At 65.0% G+C, this 13441-nt stretch carries 14 protein-coding genes; 8 read left to right on the forward strand and 6 right to left on the reverse strand.

The annotated features are described in order from the left end of the window. The 6 genes from BV95_RS04940 to BV95_RS04965 all read right to left on the reverse strand — a co-directional run bounded on the left by BV95_RS04940 (position 1) and on the right by BV95_RS04965 (position 8629). Positions 1 to 3264, reverse strand: a complete 3264-nt coding sequence (locus BV95_RS04940; RefSeq protein WP_037448125.1) for an error-prone DNA polymerase — start codon at positions 3262 to 3264, stop codon at positions 1 to 3. Further along, positions 3261 to 4799 (reverse strand): Y-family DNA polymerase, encoded by a 1539-nt coding sequence (locus BV95_RS04945; RefSeq protein WP_081873283.1) that lies wholly within the window; start codon positions 4797 to 4799, stop codon positions 3261 to 3263. Before BV95_RS04945 ends, BV95_RS04940 begins: the two co-directional genes overlap by 4 nt. Before the next feature lie 163 nt (positions 4800 to 4962). Next, positions 4963 to 5721, reverse strand: coding sequence for an ImuA family protein (locus BV95_RS04950; RefSeq protein ID WP_202901548.1), 759 nt, complete (start codon positions 5719 to 5721; stop codon positions 4963 to 4965). A 140-nt stretch (positions 5722 to 5861) separates the two neighbouring features. Further along, positions 5862 to 7751, reverse strand: a complete 1890-nt coding sequence (gene ligD / locus BV95_RS04955; protein WP_037448128.1) for a DNA ligase D — start codon at positions 7749 to 7751, stop codon at positions 5862 to 5864. 79 nt (positions 7752 to 7830) lie between these two features. Continuing rightward, positions 7831 to 8016 (reverse strand): DUF3606 domain-containing protein, encoded by a 186-nt coding sequence (locus tag BV95_RS04960; RefSeq protein ID WP_037448131.1) that lies wholly within the window; start codon positions 8014 to 8016, stop codon positions 7831 to 7833. A gap of 97 nt (positions 8017 to 8113) precedes the next feature. Then, the gene (locus BV95_RS04965; RefSeq protein WP_037448134.1) at positions 8114 to 8629 is read right to left on the reverse strand and encodes an SOS response-associated peptidase family protein; all 516 of its coding nucleotides are present in this window, start codon (positions 8627 to 8629) and stop codon (positions 8114 to 8116) included. 57 nt (positions 8630 to 8686) lie between these two features. Between BV95_RS04965 and BV95_RS04970 the strand changes: the two genes are divergently transcribed. From BV95_RS04970 to arsH, 8 genes are all read left to right on the forward strand, one after another. Beyond that, positions 8687 to 8899, forward strand: a complete 213-nt coding sequence (locus tag BV95_RS04970; protein WP_202901549.1) for a hypothetical protein — start codon at positions 8687 to 8689, stop codon at positions 8897 to 8899. A 162-nt stretch (positions 8900 to 9061) separates the two neighbouring features. Further along, on the forward strand, positions 9062 to 9679 hold the full coding sequence (locus tag BV95_RS04975; RefSeq protein ID WP_037448137.1) for an SOS response-associated peptidase: 618 nt from the start codon (positions 9062 to 9064) through the stop codon (positions 9677 to 9679). 187 nt (positions 9680 to 9866) lie between these two features. After that, the gene (locus BV95_RS04980) at positions 9867 to 10199 is read left to right on the forward strand and encodes an ArsR/SmtB family transcription factor (protein WP_037448139.1); all 333 of its coding nucleotides are present in this window, start codon (positions 9867 to 9869) and stop codon (positions 10197 to 10199) included. 11 nt (positions 10200 to 10210) lie between these two features. After that, positions 10211 to 10738, forward strand: a complete 528-nt coding sequence (locus BV95_RS04985) for an arsenate reductase ArsC (protein WP_037448142.1) — start codon at positions 10211 to 10213, stop codon at positions 10736 to 10738. Continuing rightward, positions 10735 to 11169, forward strand: a complete 435-nt coding sequence (gene arsC, locus BV95_RS04990) for an arsenate reductase (glutaredoxin) (RefSeq protein WP_037448145.1) — start codon at positions 10735 to 10737, stop codon at positions 11167 to 11169. The genes BV95_RS04985 and arsC overlap by 4 nt, the downstream gene beginning before the upstream one ends. Then, positions 11166 to 12227, forward strand: coding sequence for an ACR3 family arsenite efflux transporter (gene arsB / locus BV95_RS04995; protein ID WP_037448148.1), 1062 nt, complete (start codon positions 11166 to 11168; stop codon positions 12225 to 12227). The genes arsC and arsB overlap by 4 nt, the downstream gene beginning before the upstream one ends. Further along, positions 12224 to 12658, forward strand: coding sequence for a GNAT family N-acetyltransferase (locus BV95_RS05000; protein WP_037448151.1), 435 nt, complete (start codon positions 12224 to 12226; stop codon positions 12656 to 12658). Before arsB ends, BV95_RS05000 begins: the two co-directional genes overlap by 4 nt. Then, positions 12655 to 13395, forward strand: coding sequence for an arsenical resistance protein ArsH (arsH, locus tag BV95_RS05005; RefSeq protein ID WP_037448153.1), 741 nt, complete (start codon positions 12655 to 12657; stop codon positions 13393 to 13395). The genes BV95_RS05000 and arsH overlap by 4 nt, the downstream gene beginning before the upstream one ends. The last annotated feature ends 46 nt before the right edge of the window (positions 13396 to 13441 follow it).

Genomic DNA, 13441 nt, shown 5'->3' on the forward strand with positions numbered 1-13441 from the left:
TCAACGGAAGTCGTGCGACTTGAAGCGCACGGCGTCTTTGGGATCCATGCCGTCAGCTTGCGGCGGCCCATAAAGGCTCCGTGCTTCCGGTCGCCAGTTCCTGTCGCCGCGATCGGGCGATCCAGCATGGCGCGCGCCATCGCCGCGTCCCGTGCGGTGCGGCAGGGACAATTCGCCAATCCGATGGAGCAGGTCACCGTGATCGATAATGCGGTCGCAGATGACATGGATCACCTCGCCTTCCTTCTGAACGCGGCCCTTCATTCCGATCATCGATGCCGCCATCACCGTCCGGCGTTGCGCCTCGAAGCGATCGGGCCACAGGATTCCGTTTGCGATGCCGGTTTCGTCCTCGATCGTGATGAAGAGGACCCCCTTCGCCGAACCGGGCTTCTGCCGGACCAGAACGATTCCGGCGACCTCGACATGACGGCCGTCTCTTATCGTTGCGAGATCGGAGCACCTGATGATGCTGCGGCGCGTCAGCTCGTCGCGCACGAAGGTCATCGGATGCGCGCGAAGCGATAGCTGAAGCGTACGATAATCCTCGATCACCTCACGGCCGTCGGTGAGAGGCTGCAAGATGACCTCCGGCTCGAGACCTTCCGCGCTGATGGTTTCAGACGCACGGTCGGCAGCGACAAAGAGCGGCAGCGGCGCCTCGCCGAGGCCGCGCACCTTCCAGAGCCCCTGCCGTCGATCGGCACCGAAGACACGGAATGCATCGGCATCAGCCAGCTTTTCGATGGCGGCGCGCTGGACACCCGAACGCCGCCAAACATCCTCGACGGAATCGAACGCGGCCGTCGAACGGGCAGCGACGATCGCCGCGCCATCCGCGTTGGAGAGGCCGCGCACCTGCCGTAGCCCAAGCCGGACCGCGAGGTAGCGCCCGCCCATCGGCTCCAATGTGCAGTCCCAACGGCTCGCGTTGATGCACGGCGGGCGAACCTCGACGCCGTGCTCGCGCGCGTCCCTCACGATCTGGGCGGGGGCATAGAAGCCCATTGGCTGGGCGTTCATCAAGCTCGCGCAGAAGACGTCGGGATGATGATGCTTCATCCAGGCCGAGGCGTAGGCGATTTTCGCGAACGACGCGGCATGGCTTTCGGGAAAGCCATAGGAGCCGAAGCCCTCCAGCTGACGGAAGGTGCGCTCGGCGAACTCACGAGGGTAGCCGCGCGCCACCATGCCCTCGATCAGTTTCTCCGAGAAATGCGATACCCCGCCGGTGAACTTGAAGGTCGCCATCGCGCGGCGCAGGGCGTCCGCCTCGGCGGGCGTGAAGCCTGCGCCGACAATAGCCACCTTCATCGCCTGCTCCTGAAAGAGCGGCACCCCCAGCGTCTTCTCCAGGACCGCGCGCAGTTCAGGACGGGGATATTCGGGTTTCTCCAACCCCTCCCGACGCCGCAGATAAGGGTGGACCATGTCCCCCTGGATCGGGCCAGGCCTTACGATCGCGACCTGGATGACAAGATCGTAAAAGCGCCGCGGCTTCATGCGCGGCAGCATCGACATCTGCGCGCGGCTTTCGATCTGAAACGTGCCGACGGTGTCGGCCTTCTGGATCATGCCGAACACGGCCTCATCGTCGTCCTGCAGGTCGGCGAGCCCGATACTAAGGCCCTTGGCCTCCTCGAGCAGATTGAATGCCCGGTTCATGCAGCCGAGCATCCCAAGTCCGAGGACGTCGACCTTCATGAACTTGAGCGCGTCGATGTCATCCTTGTCCCACTCGATGATCTGCCGATCATCCATCGCCGCCGGCTCGATCGGCACGAGATCGTCGAGCCGATCATGGGTGAGCACGAACCCGCCCGGATGCTGGCTCATGTGACGCGGCACGCCGATCAGTTTCCGGGCGAGGTCGAGCGTCAGCCGCAGCCGGCGGTCGGCGATGTCGAGATTGAGCTCCTCGACCTGCTTCTCGCCGACCCCTTCGGCCGACCAGCCCCAGACGAGGCCGGCGAGGGAGGCGGTGAGATCTTCCGGCAGGCCCATCGCCTTACCGACGTCGCGCACAGCGCCGCGTGCCCGGTACCGGGTGACTACGGCCGTGAGCGCCGCGCGGTCGCGCCCATAGGTCTCATAGATCCACTGGATGATTTCCTCGCGGCGCTCATGTTCGAAGTCGACGTCGATGTCGGGCGGCTCGCGCCGCTCGCCCGAAACAAAGCGTTCGAAGAGCAGCTCATGCTTGATGGGATCGATGCTGGTGATCCCGAGCACGAAGCACACACAGCTGTTCGCGGCCGAGCCGCGGCCCTGACAGAGGATCCCGCGCCGGCGCGCCTCGCGCACGATGGAGTGGACGGTCAGGAAGTAAGGCGCGTAGCCGAGCTCGTCGATCAGGCGCAGCTCGTGGCCGATCTGATCTCGGTAAGCCTGCGGGACCTTGCCGTCGAACATCTGCCCGACGGCATCGTTCGCCATCTGCTCGAGCGCCTGCTGCGCAGTCAGGCCCTCGATCACCCGCTCATGCGGATATTGGTACGCCAGTTCGCCAAGAACGAATGTGCAAAGGTTCGCAATGTCAACGCTGGCCCGCAACGCGTCCGGGAATTGGCCGAAACGGCGCACCATCTCCTCCGGGGGCTTCAGCGCGCGATCGGCATTGACCTCCCGCCGGTAGCCGAGCTCATCGACCGTGCATTTCTCGCGCACGGCCGTCACCACGTCCTGGAGGAGACGAGCGTCCGGAGCGTGATAGAGGACGTCACCCGTGACGACCGCGCGGACTCCAGCGGCGCCAGCTTGCCGCGCGAGCGCATCGATGCGGACCGCATCGTCGGGCCGGCGCCGCTGGAACAGCGCCATATATCCCCGCTGGCCATAGATTGCCCGAAGGTCGGCGAGCGCCGCCAGGTTCTCCCCGTCAGCCTCATGCGGCAGCAGGATGGCGATCATGCCTTCGGACCATGGCTCGAGATCGTGCCAGTGGAGCAGGCAACCGCCCTTCCCGGCCCGCTTCTTGCCGACCGTCAGCAGACGCGTAAGCCGCGACCAGGCAGTCCGGTCGGTCGGATAAAGGATCAGGCGCCGCCCGCAGGACAGATCGACCCGAGCCCCCGCGATTGAACGGACCCCGGTTGCCTTCTGGGCCTCCCAGGCGCGCACCACGCCCCCAACGGTTCCAATGTCGCCGACGCCAAGCGCCGGATATCCGAGCATCGCCGCGGCCGCGAAGAGTTCCTCCGGGCTGGACGCGCCGCGAAGGAGCGAGAAGTGCGTCAGGACCTGGAGTTCGACGTAGGGCGTCATGCGAACACGCCGTGGATCCACCAGCTCAGATCGCCGGTTTGATGATCCATCCCGTCGCCACGCCGGAACAGCCAGAACCGGCCCCCATGCTCGTCCTCCACCCGGAAATAGTCGCGCACTCCCCAGACTTCGGCGTCTCGTCGCCACCATTCCCCATGAATGCGCTCGGGACCATCGCCCGCGACCACACGGTGCGTTCGGCCACGCCATTCAAATCGCTTGGGCGGTTGATCGGGCAGGAGGGCAATCACGCCCCAGAGCGGCTCGGGTCGTGCGAACAGGCGGACCGGGCGCCGCCAGTTCGGCCAGTCGCCCGGTACTTCGACCGGGTCGCAATGGGCCACCGCCCGCTCTGGTACATGACTTGCCACGGGAACGATGCGAAACACCGCTTCGCTGCCAATGCGACCAGCCACCACGTCTACGAGGCGGGCTGGATCGCGCACGAGTGGGTCTCCGGCGAGTACGGCGCCCAGTTCGACCGCATCGAGCGGCTCGGTATGGGTCGCCGCCAGCCAGAACTGCTCGAGACCCATGCCCGGATCGATCCGCTCGATCTTGAGCTTCAAGAGGCGCAGGAGGTGCGGCACCTCTCGCGTTGGCCGTGACGTGCCGATCGCCACCACCTGCTCGCTCCCGTCCACGCGGGCGCCACAGAGCCGCAGCGAACGGGCACCAAGCCCCCTCGCCTGCAGCAGCTCCGCTAGATCGCCCAACAAGTCCTCGATGACCTGTGCGATCGCCTCGGCCGTGCCGATAGGCTCAAGCGGTCGCCGCTCGGCGACAGGCATTGCGGGGTCCTCGCGCGGCGTGATCGGCTCGGCGACGCTACCCAGAGCCTGATCCAGCCTGGTGATCGCCGCTAAGCCGAGTCGGCGCGCGAGAGGCGCGCGCGCAACCGGCAGAAGATCGGCTATTCTCTCGAAACCGAAGCGGCGGCCGGCAACGAGAGACGGCTTTTCGAGGCGCAGTGCGGCCAGCGACAGCGGCGACAGCGCGGCGACCGTCTCGCCGCGCGGAACGATCGTGATTGCGGTGCAGCCAAAGCGGGCGAGCGCATGGGCCGCACCGGGGGTATCGGCAACTGAAACCCGGGCCGTGAAACCCGCACGCTGACAGAAGGCTATAATGCGTCGGCAGAACCGTTCTTCGCCGCCGTGAAGATGCTCGCAGCCTGTGAGGTCCAGCCACAATCCATCCGGGGGCGTCGCGGCAGCGATCGGCGACCAGCGCCGGACGGCAAGAAGCGCGAGGCGATCGAGCAAGGCGGCATCCGCGGCTTGGTCGTGCGGCCGCACGTCGAGATCGGACACGAGTGCGCGCGCGTGCGTCGCCGCCATGCCCACATGGATGCCGAGAGCCGCCGCCGCGGCACACACCGCCACGACCTCCTCGCGTCGACGGACGCGATTGGTCAACACCAAGGGCACATCGGCGCGACCAAACGAGTTATTGGCCGCGCTGGGCTCGGCTGGGGCGCCAGCGCGCTTGAACGGGTGGGCGGCCGCTTCGGATCGGCGGCCGAGTTCCCGCATCGGCGGTTTCGCGTGGCCCGGCAGTGCCGCGATCTGCTGCTCTATGTCTCCCCTGGCCGGAGTTCCGGCCCGAGCCCAGCGGGCACCCGGACGCCATCCGCCTCCGCGCGGGACGGAGCAGGCGCCGGGGTTGTCGTCGACGGGAAGCTGGAGCGCGGCGCGTTCAGGCAGCCGCGAAGCGGGCCGTTCCAACCGCCGCAGCCGTTCGACGGCCAGGTGCGGCAGGAACAGCGAGACGACCCGTCTCATCGCAGCCCTCCACGATCAGGGAGAAAGGTTCTCCGCCTCTTTGGCGGGAGACCTCGACAGACCAACGTGGCCTTCCCACGCCCGCCACGGTCAGGCGCTCGGATGGCGCGCTCGCAATGCGCCATCTGGTCCAGGCCGCAGAAGGTTCACCGAGCGGCTCCTGATCCCGGCGCCGGCGCCGCCGAAGGAGCAGCACCGGGATGTCCGCATCGGCGGCGACCAGTTGGAGGCGACGCGTCGCCACCATCGGCACCCTGGCCACTTCGGCAACGACCGCAGACGGCGTTCCGTCCCGGACCGCGTCTTCCACGACAGCCAGCAGCGTTTCGTCGTCACGCGGCAGCGCGTGGATTACGTCCGCCGATGTGAGCCCGGCTTGCGCCAGGCCGGGCGCGTAAAGATCACTGCGGCACGCTACCCAGAGGACGGGACCACCGCTGCGCCGCGCCTCGCGTGCTGCGATGCCAGCGAGAAAGAGTGTGGCCGCCGCATCGTCGGCGAGCGAGCAGGTCCGCGCAACGACCTCGTGAAGCGCGCCAGCGCGCAGCCCGCCTCCGGCAAGGCGGCTATCCAGTGCCGGGATATCAAACGGAATCGTGCGATAGTCCGGGATGGGCGTCGCTATTGCGCGCAGATGCGCTAAACTGGCGGGGAGAGAATCGAGGGCAGGCATACATATAAGACTCGAGTTGTTCCCTTTATGTTCCGTGAATCGCCGTGACCGGTCAAGCGGATTGCGGAGCGCGGACGTGAGAATGGCCGCCCGCTCTGGCTGACGATGACGACGGAATGCGATGTCTCGCGCCGAAGCGGCTAAAGATCGGGGAGTTCCTGGTTGGCGCGGCCCCAACCCGCCAACTCTTTCGATGCCGCGCGTTGGACCAATTTCGTGCCATCGCCGACACGAAAATGGGCCGGCGTGGCGATCGTCTCCATTTCTTTCCAGCTGATCGGCGCTGCAACGGGCGCTCCCGGGCGCGCTCTAGCGCTGTAGGGCATTACCGCCGTGGCGCCGCGCTGATTGCGAAGATAGTCGACGAAGATCCGGCCCTTGCGCTGCGCCTTGGGCAGCGCGGCCGTGAAATGCTCGGGATCGATCTGCGCGACGGCTCGCGCCAGCCGATGAGCGAAATCCTTGACTTCGGGCCATTCCGCGCGCGGGGTCAGCGGCGCGATCACGTGCACGCCCTTGCCGCCGGTCACCATCGGGAAGGTCTCGAGCCCGACCGACTTCAGGATTTCCCGGAACTGAAAGGCGGCTGCGCGCACGTTCTCGAAGTCCAGTCCTTCGTCAGGATCGAGATCGAAGACGAGCCGATCGGCTTTTTCGACATCCTCGATGCGCGCGCCCCAGCCATGGAGTTCGACCGTGCCCATCTGCACGCAGGTCATCAGCCCATCGGCATCATCGATATAGAGGTAGGGCTCCTCATGGCCGTCCTTCTCGACGACGCCGACATGCCGGACCGCATCACCGAAGGTGCCCGCGTCGTGCTTCTGGAAGAAGCACTTCTTGGCACGGCCCTGCGGGCAGCGCACCAGGCTGATCGGACGCGAGCCAACCCAGGGAAGCATGACGCCGGCGACCGCGGCGTAATAATCTGCGAGCTCGCCTTTGGTGATCTTGCTCTCAGGATAGATCACCCGGTCTCGGTTGCTGATCGGGACCGCACTCGTAGCAGGGGGCGGAAGCTCGTCAGCCCGGCGCTCGGTCTCAAGCACGACCGCTTCGGGGTTCTTGTCCTCGCGCAGCCCAAGATAGCTGGGATGCCGAAGCGTGCCTTCATCGGTCATCTCCGTGAACGCGATTTCGGCCACCAATTTGGGCCGCAGCCAATGGACGCCACGCACCTCCGATCGTGGCGCCTCGACCGGAGCTGCCTTCTGCTCCAGCGGCGCCATGATCTCCATCAGGCGGAACAGCTCGGCCGTATCAAAACCCGTCCCCACCTTTCCGGCATAGCGGAGCTTCCCCGCGTCGTGGACCGCAAGGATCAGTGAGCGGAACGCGCGGCTCTTGTCGGACGGCGTCCAACCGACCACGACGAACTCCTGCCGCTTGATGCACTTGGTCTTGACCCAGCTGCCAGCGCGGCTGCCGACATATTTCGCCGTGGCGAGCTTTGAGATCACGCCTTCCAGGTCAGCCTCGCAGAAGCTGTTGAGAAGCTTCTCTCCGTTGCCTCGGATATGATCTGAATAGCGGATGTGCTGTGCCTTTTTCGGCAGGATCGCCCGCAGTCGCGCCTTCCGCTCGACCAGCGGCAAGGCGGTGAGATCCTCACCGTCCAGCTCCAGGAGATCGAAGGCATAATAGTCGATGGTGGCCGGTGCGCCCTTGAGCGCGTTCTGCAGGGCCTGGAAGCTCGACTGGCCGTTCGCGTCGATCACCACAGCTTCGCCGTCGATCAGTGCCGAGCGCACTTTGAGTGCCGCGGCGTCCTTGAGAATGCTCGGGAAGCGCTCGGACCAATCCAGTCCGGATCGGGTGTAGGCCCGCGCCTCCCCGCCGCCGACGGACACGACCGTGCGGTATCCGTCATATTTCATCTCGTGCAGCCAGCGATCGCTTGCTGGAACGGTATCGACGAGCGTTGCGAGTTGGACGGGTCGGAAAGCGGGGGGCTCAAGCGTAGCCGCGTCCGCATCGCCTGCAGCCTTCGCCGCGCGAACTGAACTCGACCTTGTCGCCGCGCGCGCCATCGTGCGCGCTTAAGCCGTCTGCCTCATCCTCATGAGACGCCTGCCGACGCGGAGTCGTTCCCGAAGGATAGTTGCCGAGCTACTTCTTCAGTTTCTCGGCAGCAGCGTTGAGCTTGTCGCGGTCGTTGCCGACCCTCTTGATCAGGTCTTCGGCCTGCTGCTTCGAAATGCCGTGCTTGCGGGCGAAGTAGTTCACTTCATAGCCTTCGCCGCCGGCCACTTGCCGACGATCTGCACCGCCGCGTTTGGATTTATTGTCAGCCATGCTCATCTCCTTCCCATCGGGAATCAATGAACGGCTCGACCAGTTCCATAGGCTCGCTTCGCCGAGCGACGCACCCACAATGGCCGGTGCGATTTCGCTAAAGGGCCAGCATGGGCTGCCGAGCGGCGTCCCGACCGATCTCTTCCACCAGAAAGGTCCGGGCTGGAGGAGTAACCAGGAGATCGGATTCCGGATGCGTGAGGTCAAGCCACTGCATGGTCCGGTTGCGGGTGATCATTGCGCCTTGGCGCGTCTGATAGCGTGCGACCTCCAGATTGGCCGGCACCGTCAGCACGGCGAAAGCGTCGGGGTGTTCCCCTTTCCTCGGCCGCCAGATACCGGCGAGATAGAACCAGTTTCCGTCCTCGCGGAAGAAACGATACCGCCGCCTCCCGGCGCGAACGTGGAATTCGGTCGCTGGGACCAGGCAGCGATGGGAGGGAAACGCCCGATCTTCCGAGCGCACGAAACGAAAAGGCGGCTCACCCGGATTGGCCGGCGCCAAGCCCCATGCCAGTTCGATGAGCTCGGGCTTGCCATCGGCCGGATCAGACCGGACGATAGCCCGACGCGTCCCATCCGGAGCATCCGAATCGAAGGGCGTGGCTTGCATGGCCAGAACATATGAAGAACAGGCGCCGCAATCAACTGTGGCGGGATCGGAGATGCGATGTGCAACGGTTACCGGCTTGAGGTGAATGTTGCCTCGATCGCCGAAGATTTCGAAGAGCTGAAGCTCAAGATCAAGTTTTCCGAGGGCGTGCCAAACGTCGCGCCGCGCGCGGATATCAAGATCACGGACGCGGCCCCGATCGTTCGAGGTCGCCGGGGATCGCGGCGGCGGAGATCTCGTCCAGCGTCGTTGGAGTTGGCCCGGACCTGACAAGAAGCCGGTCTACAACTTCCGTTCCGAAGACCGGGAGTTCGAAAGCGCCCGCTGCCTCATCCTCGCCGATGGCTTCTATGAGTTTATGTGGACATTTCTGCGTCGGAGTCGGTTCGCCGCGCTATGATCTTTCCACCGAGTCTCGAGAGGCCTGACCCCGTGTGCAACGACTATCGGTTGGAAGTCCCCATCGCCTCGATCCTCGAAGATTTCGATGATCTGGAGATCAAGATCGACCTGCCGGAAGGCACACCCAACGTCGCCGCGCGCGAAGATATCAAGATCAGCGATGTGGCGCCGATCATCAAGGGCATCGACGGCGCCAGAGGCGTCGGCGAGCTGGTGAACCGACGATGGAGCTGGCCCGCCCCGAACGGCAAGCCGGTCTATAACTTCCGATCCGAGGGCCGCTCGTTTACCTCTCAACGCTGCCTCATTCCGACAGATGGATTCTATGAGTTCGGCCCGCCGATCGAGCCAGGTCAGAAGCGCAAGAGCAAGTACCTCTTCACGCTGAAGGACCACGACTGGTTCTGCATCGCCGGCATCTGGCGGTCCCACCCCGAGTTCGGCGAGGCATTCACGATGCTCACGACCGAGCCCGGCGAGGATGTAGCGCCCTATCATTCGCGGCAGATTATCCCGCTCACCCGCGACCAGTGGGCCGACTGGCTGGACCCGTCAGTCCCAGCCGAAGAGGTGCTGAAGGTGCTTCCCAAGGGCAGCTTGCCGGTGACGCGGGTGTTCCCGCCGATGCCCGAGCCTATTCTACTCTGACGCGGCCATGCGCGTCGTCCGCCATCGATCAAGAGGCTCCGAAGGGTTCGAGCTGGTCGATGATGACGGCAAGACCGATCCGCTGGCGGCATGATTGCACCCGCCGCCGCATTGAGCAGCTCCTCACGGATCTGGATGAGCCGATAGCCACGCTTGCTTAAATCCATATATCCATTATCGTAGATATATGGAAAACGACTCAGCGATCTCGGCGCTCGGCGCGCTCGCGCAGGGCACACGCCTCGACGCATTCCGCCTGCTTGTTCGGCATGAGCCCGATGGCTTGGCTGCCGGCGAAGTCGCCAAGGCGCTCGACGTGCCGCAGAACACCATGTCGGTGCATCTCGCGACCCTCGCTCGTGCCGGGCTGATCAAGTCGGAGCGGCGCAGCCGCGTCATCAACTACCGCGCCGATCTCGACCAGTTGAAGGCGCTGACCCTGTTTCTCGTGAAGGATTGCTGCGGCGGCAGGGCGGAGCTCTGCGAGCCTCTCATCGCCGAGCTCAACCCCTGCTGCTGAAGGATAATCCGATGTCCGACCGCGTGTTCAACGTCCTGTTTCTTTGTACTGGTAATTCGGCTCGCTCCATCCTGGCGGAGAGTGCTCTCAACAAGCTCGGGAACGGCCGCTTTCGCGCCTTTTCAGCAGGGAGCTTTCCCAAGGGAGCCATCAACCCGGATGCGATCAGGCTCCTCGAGCGGATCGAGTATCCGACCGCCGGTTTGCGATCGAAGAGCTGGGATGAGTTTTCTGGCCCTGATGCGCCCCTCATGGATTTCGTCTTCACCGTCTGCGACGACGCTGCCGGAGAAGTTTGCCCGGTCTGGCCCGGCCACCCGATGACAGCGCATTGGGGCATCGAGGATCCGAGCCAGGTCCAAGGAAGCGACATCGAGCGCGAGCGCGCCTTCGTCACCGCCTTGCGCTATCTCGAGAACCGCATCCGCCTGTTCATCTCGCTACCGATCGACAAGCTGGAAGCCACCACCCTGACGGCCAAGTTGCGGGAGATCGGCCACGCCGAGGGTTCGACTGCCCGGCGCGGAGACGCCGCATGACGCCCGTCGACATCATCATCTACCACAACCCCGAGTGCGGCACGTCGCGCAACACGCTGGCGATGATCCAGAACGCCGGCATCGAGCCGCACGTCATCGAGTATCTGAAGACGCCGCCGAACCGCTCCCGGCTCGTTTCGCTGATCGCGCGGATGGGCATCACGCCGCGCGAGCTTCTGCGCGAGAAGGGCACGCCCTATGCCGAGCTTGGTCTCGGCGACCCGATGCTGAGCGATGACCAGCTCATCGACGCGATGATCGAGCATCCGATCCTCATCAACCGCCCGATCGTCGTCTCTCCGCTCGGCGTGAAGCTGTGCCGCCCCTCCGAAGAGGTGCTCGAGCTTCTACCGACCGGGCAGCGTGGCGCCTTCACCAAGGAAGACGGCGAGAAGGTCATCGACGACGCTGGCAATAGGACCGGCGCATGACAACGACAGCGCCGGCCAAGCCGGCGATCAGCACGTTCGAGCGCTATCTCAGCGTCTGGGTGGCGCTGTGCATCGTGGTCGGGATCGCCCTCGGCTATGTTCTCCCGGGCCTGTTCGGGGCGATTGCCTCGGCCGAGGTCGCGCGGGTCAACCTCGTGGTCGCCGTGCTCATCTGGCTGATGATCATTCCGATGCTGCTCAAGATCGACCTGCGGGCGCTTGGCTCGGTCCGTCAGCACTGGAAGGGCGTCGGCGTCACCCTGTTCATCAACTGGGCGGTGAAGCCCTTCTCGATGGCGTTGCTCGGTACGCTGTTCCTGGGCTGGCTGTTCCGACCCTTGCTGCCGGCGGCCGATGTCAGTTCCTACATAGCCGGCCTGATCCTGCTCGCGGCCGCGCCCTGCACGGCGATGGTGTTCGTCTGGTCCAACCTCTGCGAGGGTGAGCCGACCTACACCCTGAGCCAGGTCGCGCTCAACGACGTGATCATGGTGTTCGCCTTCGCCCCATTGGTTGGCCTGCTGCTCGGGGTCGCCTCGATCACGGTCCCGTGGGACACGCTGCTGATATCGGTCATGCTCTACATCGTCGTGCCGGTGATCGTCGCGCAGATCGTCCGCGGCGCGGTGATCGGCTCGGGCGGACAGGCCGCACTCGATCGGTTATTGGCCCGTCTCGGACCGATCTCGCTGCTGGCGCTGCTCACCACGCTGGTTCTGCTATTTGGGTTTCAGGGTGAGGCGATCATCGCCCATCCGCTCGTCATTGCGTTGATCGCAGTGCCGATCCTGATCCAGGTCTATTTCAACGCTGGGCTCGCTTATTGGCTTAGCCGTCGGTTCGGGGTGGCCTGGTGCGTGGCGGCCCCGGCCGCGCTGATCGGCGCCTCCAACTTCTTCGAGTTGGCGGTTGCTGCAGCGATCAGCCTGTTCGGGCTCAACTCGGGTGCGGCGCTGGCCACCGTCGTCGGCGTGCTGGTCGAGGTGCCGGTCATGCTGTCGGTCGTTTCGATCGTGAAGCGGACGCGGCCCTGGTACGAAGCAGGCGCGGCGGCATGACGCAGGTCTATTTCTCGGAGGCGCGGCACGCCGACGATGTTCTGCGGCTCGCGCTCGAAGCCGCCCAGCTCCCGACCGACGATCTGGATGGTCCCGACCAGATGTTATTCAGCCTCTCCGACGATGACGGGCTGATCGGGTTCATCGGGCTGGAGGGCGACGGCGCCGACCGGCTGCTCCGCTCGCTGGTCGTGCTGCCGACCCGTCGCGGTCAGGGCTATGGGCGCATGCTGGTCGAACGCCTCGAGCGGGTAGCAGACGGCACGGTCGAGCGGCTGCACCTCCTCACAAATGGTAGCGCCGAGTTCTTCCGAGGGCTTGGTTATGTCGACGCCGATCGCGACGCGGCACCCGCCTTCATCGCCGCGACCGCGCAGTTCACGTCGCTGTGCGGTCCTCGTGCGACCTATCTCGTCAAGGATCTTGGATGACCCGTCTCCGCACGCTGACCGACCCCGATCATCTCCCCGCGCTTGATAAGAGTATTGCGATTACCCGGCCGGGTGCGGGCCTCGGCGACGATCAGCCTCCGCCGCGCATCCTGCTGCTCTACGGGTCGCTGCGCGAGCGGTCCTTCAGCCGGCTCGCCGCTGAAGAAGCGGCGCGGCTGCTGATCCTGTTCGGCGCCGAGGTACGGATATTCGACCCCAGCGATCTGCCTTTGCCTGATCAGGTGAAGGGCGACGATCATCCCTCCGTGCATGAGCTTCGTGAGCACGCGCTCTGGTCTGAAGGCATGGTCTGGTGCAGCCCCGAACGGCATGGCCAGCTCACCGGCATCATGAAGGCCCAGATCGACCACCTGCCGCTGGAGTTCGGCGGCATGCGTCCGACCCAGGGCCGTACGCTGGCCGTCATGCAGGTGTCGGGCGGCTCGCAGTCGTTCAACGCAGTGAACACGCTGCGCCTGCTCGGCCGCTGGATGCGGATGATCACCATCCCCAACCAATCGAGCGTCGCGATGGCTTTCAAGGAGTTCGATGAAGCCGGGCGCATGCGTCCGTCGAGCTATTACGACCGAATTGTCGACGTGATGGAAGAGCTGGTCCGGTTCACGATCCTGACACGCCTGCACGCCGGTCAGCTCGTCGATCGATATTCCGAACGGAAGGCCGCACAGGCAAAGCGTGATGCCGCGGCCGATCTTGCATCACAGGCCGTCGCGTAGCAGGTTTCGCTCGAGCGCTGCGGAAAGCCTGAGGGGCAACCGCCCC

Source organism: Sphingobium chlorophenolicum, from assembly GCF_000722875.1.
In the GTDB taxonomy this organism is placed as follows: Bacteria; Pseudomonadota; Alphaproteobacteria; order Sphingomonadales; family Sphingomonadaceae; genus Sphingobium; species Sphingobium chlorophenolicum.

Excerpts from the sequence above, each read along its gene's own strand:
- arsC (WP_037448145.1), top strand. The coding sequence starts at position 10,735 with ATGACGCCCGTCGACATCATCATCTACCACAACCCCGAGTGCGGCACG.
- BV95_RS04970 (WP_202901549.1), top strand. The coding sequence starts at position 8,687 with ATGTGCAACGGTTACCGGCTTGAGGTGAATGTTGCCTCGATCGCCGAA.
- BV95_RS04945 (WP_081873283.1), bottom strand. The coding sequence starts at position 4,799 with ATGCGGGAACTCGGCCGCCGATCCGAAGCGGCCGCCCACCCGTTCAAG.
- BV95_RS04960 (WP_037448131.1), bottom strand. The coding sequence starts at position 8,016 with ATGGCTGACAATAAATCCAAACGCGGCGGTGCAGATCGTCGGCAAGTG.
- arsH (WP_037448153.1), top strand. The coding sequence starts at position 12,655 with ATGACCCGTCTCCGCACGCTGACCGACCCCGATCATCTCCCCGCGCTT.
- BV95_RS04940 (WP_037448125.1), bottom strand. The coding sequence starts at position 3,264 with ATGACGCCCTACGTCGAACTCCAGGTCCTGACGCACTTCTCGCTCCTT.
- BV95_RS05000 (WP_037448151.1), top strand. The coding sequence starts at position 12,224 with ATGACGCAGGTCTATTTCTCGGAGGCGCGGCACGCCGACGATGTTCTG.
- BV95_RS04965 (WP_037448134.1), bottom strand. The coding sequence starts at position 8,629 with ATGCAAGCCACGCCCTTCGATTCGGATGCTCCGGATGGGACGCGTCGG.
- ligD (WP_037448128.1), bottom strand. The coding sequence starts at position 7,751 with ATGGCGCGCGCGGCGACAAGGTCGAGTTCAGTTCGCGCGGCGAAGGCT.
- BV95_RS04980 (WP_037448139.1), top strand. The coding sequence starts at position 9,867 with ATGGAAAACGACTCAGCGATCTCGGCGCTCGGCGCGCTCGCGCAGGGC.
- BV95_RS04950 (WP_202901548.1), bottom strand. The coding sequence starts at position 5,721 with ATGCCTGCCCTCGATTCTCTCCCCGCCAGTTTAGCGCATCTGCGCGCA.
- BV95_RS04985 (WP_037448142.1), top strand. The coding sequence starts at position 10,211 with ATGTCCGACCGCGTGTTCAACGTCCTGTTTCTTTGTACTGGTAATTCG.
- arsB (WP_037448148.1), top strand. The coding sequence starts at position 11,166 with ATGACAACGACAGCGCCGGCCAAGCCGGCGATCAGCACGTTCGAGCGC.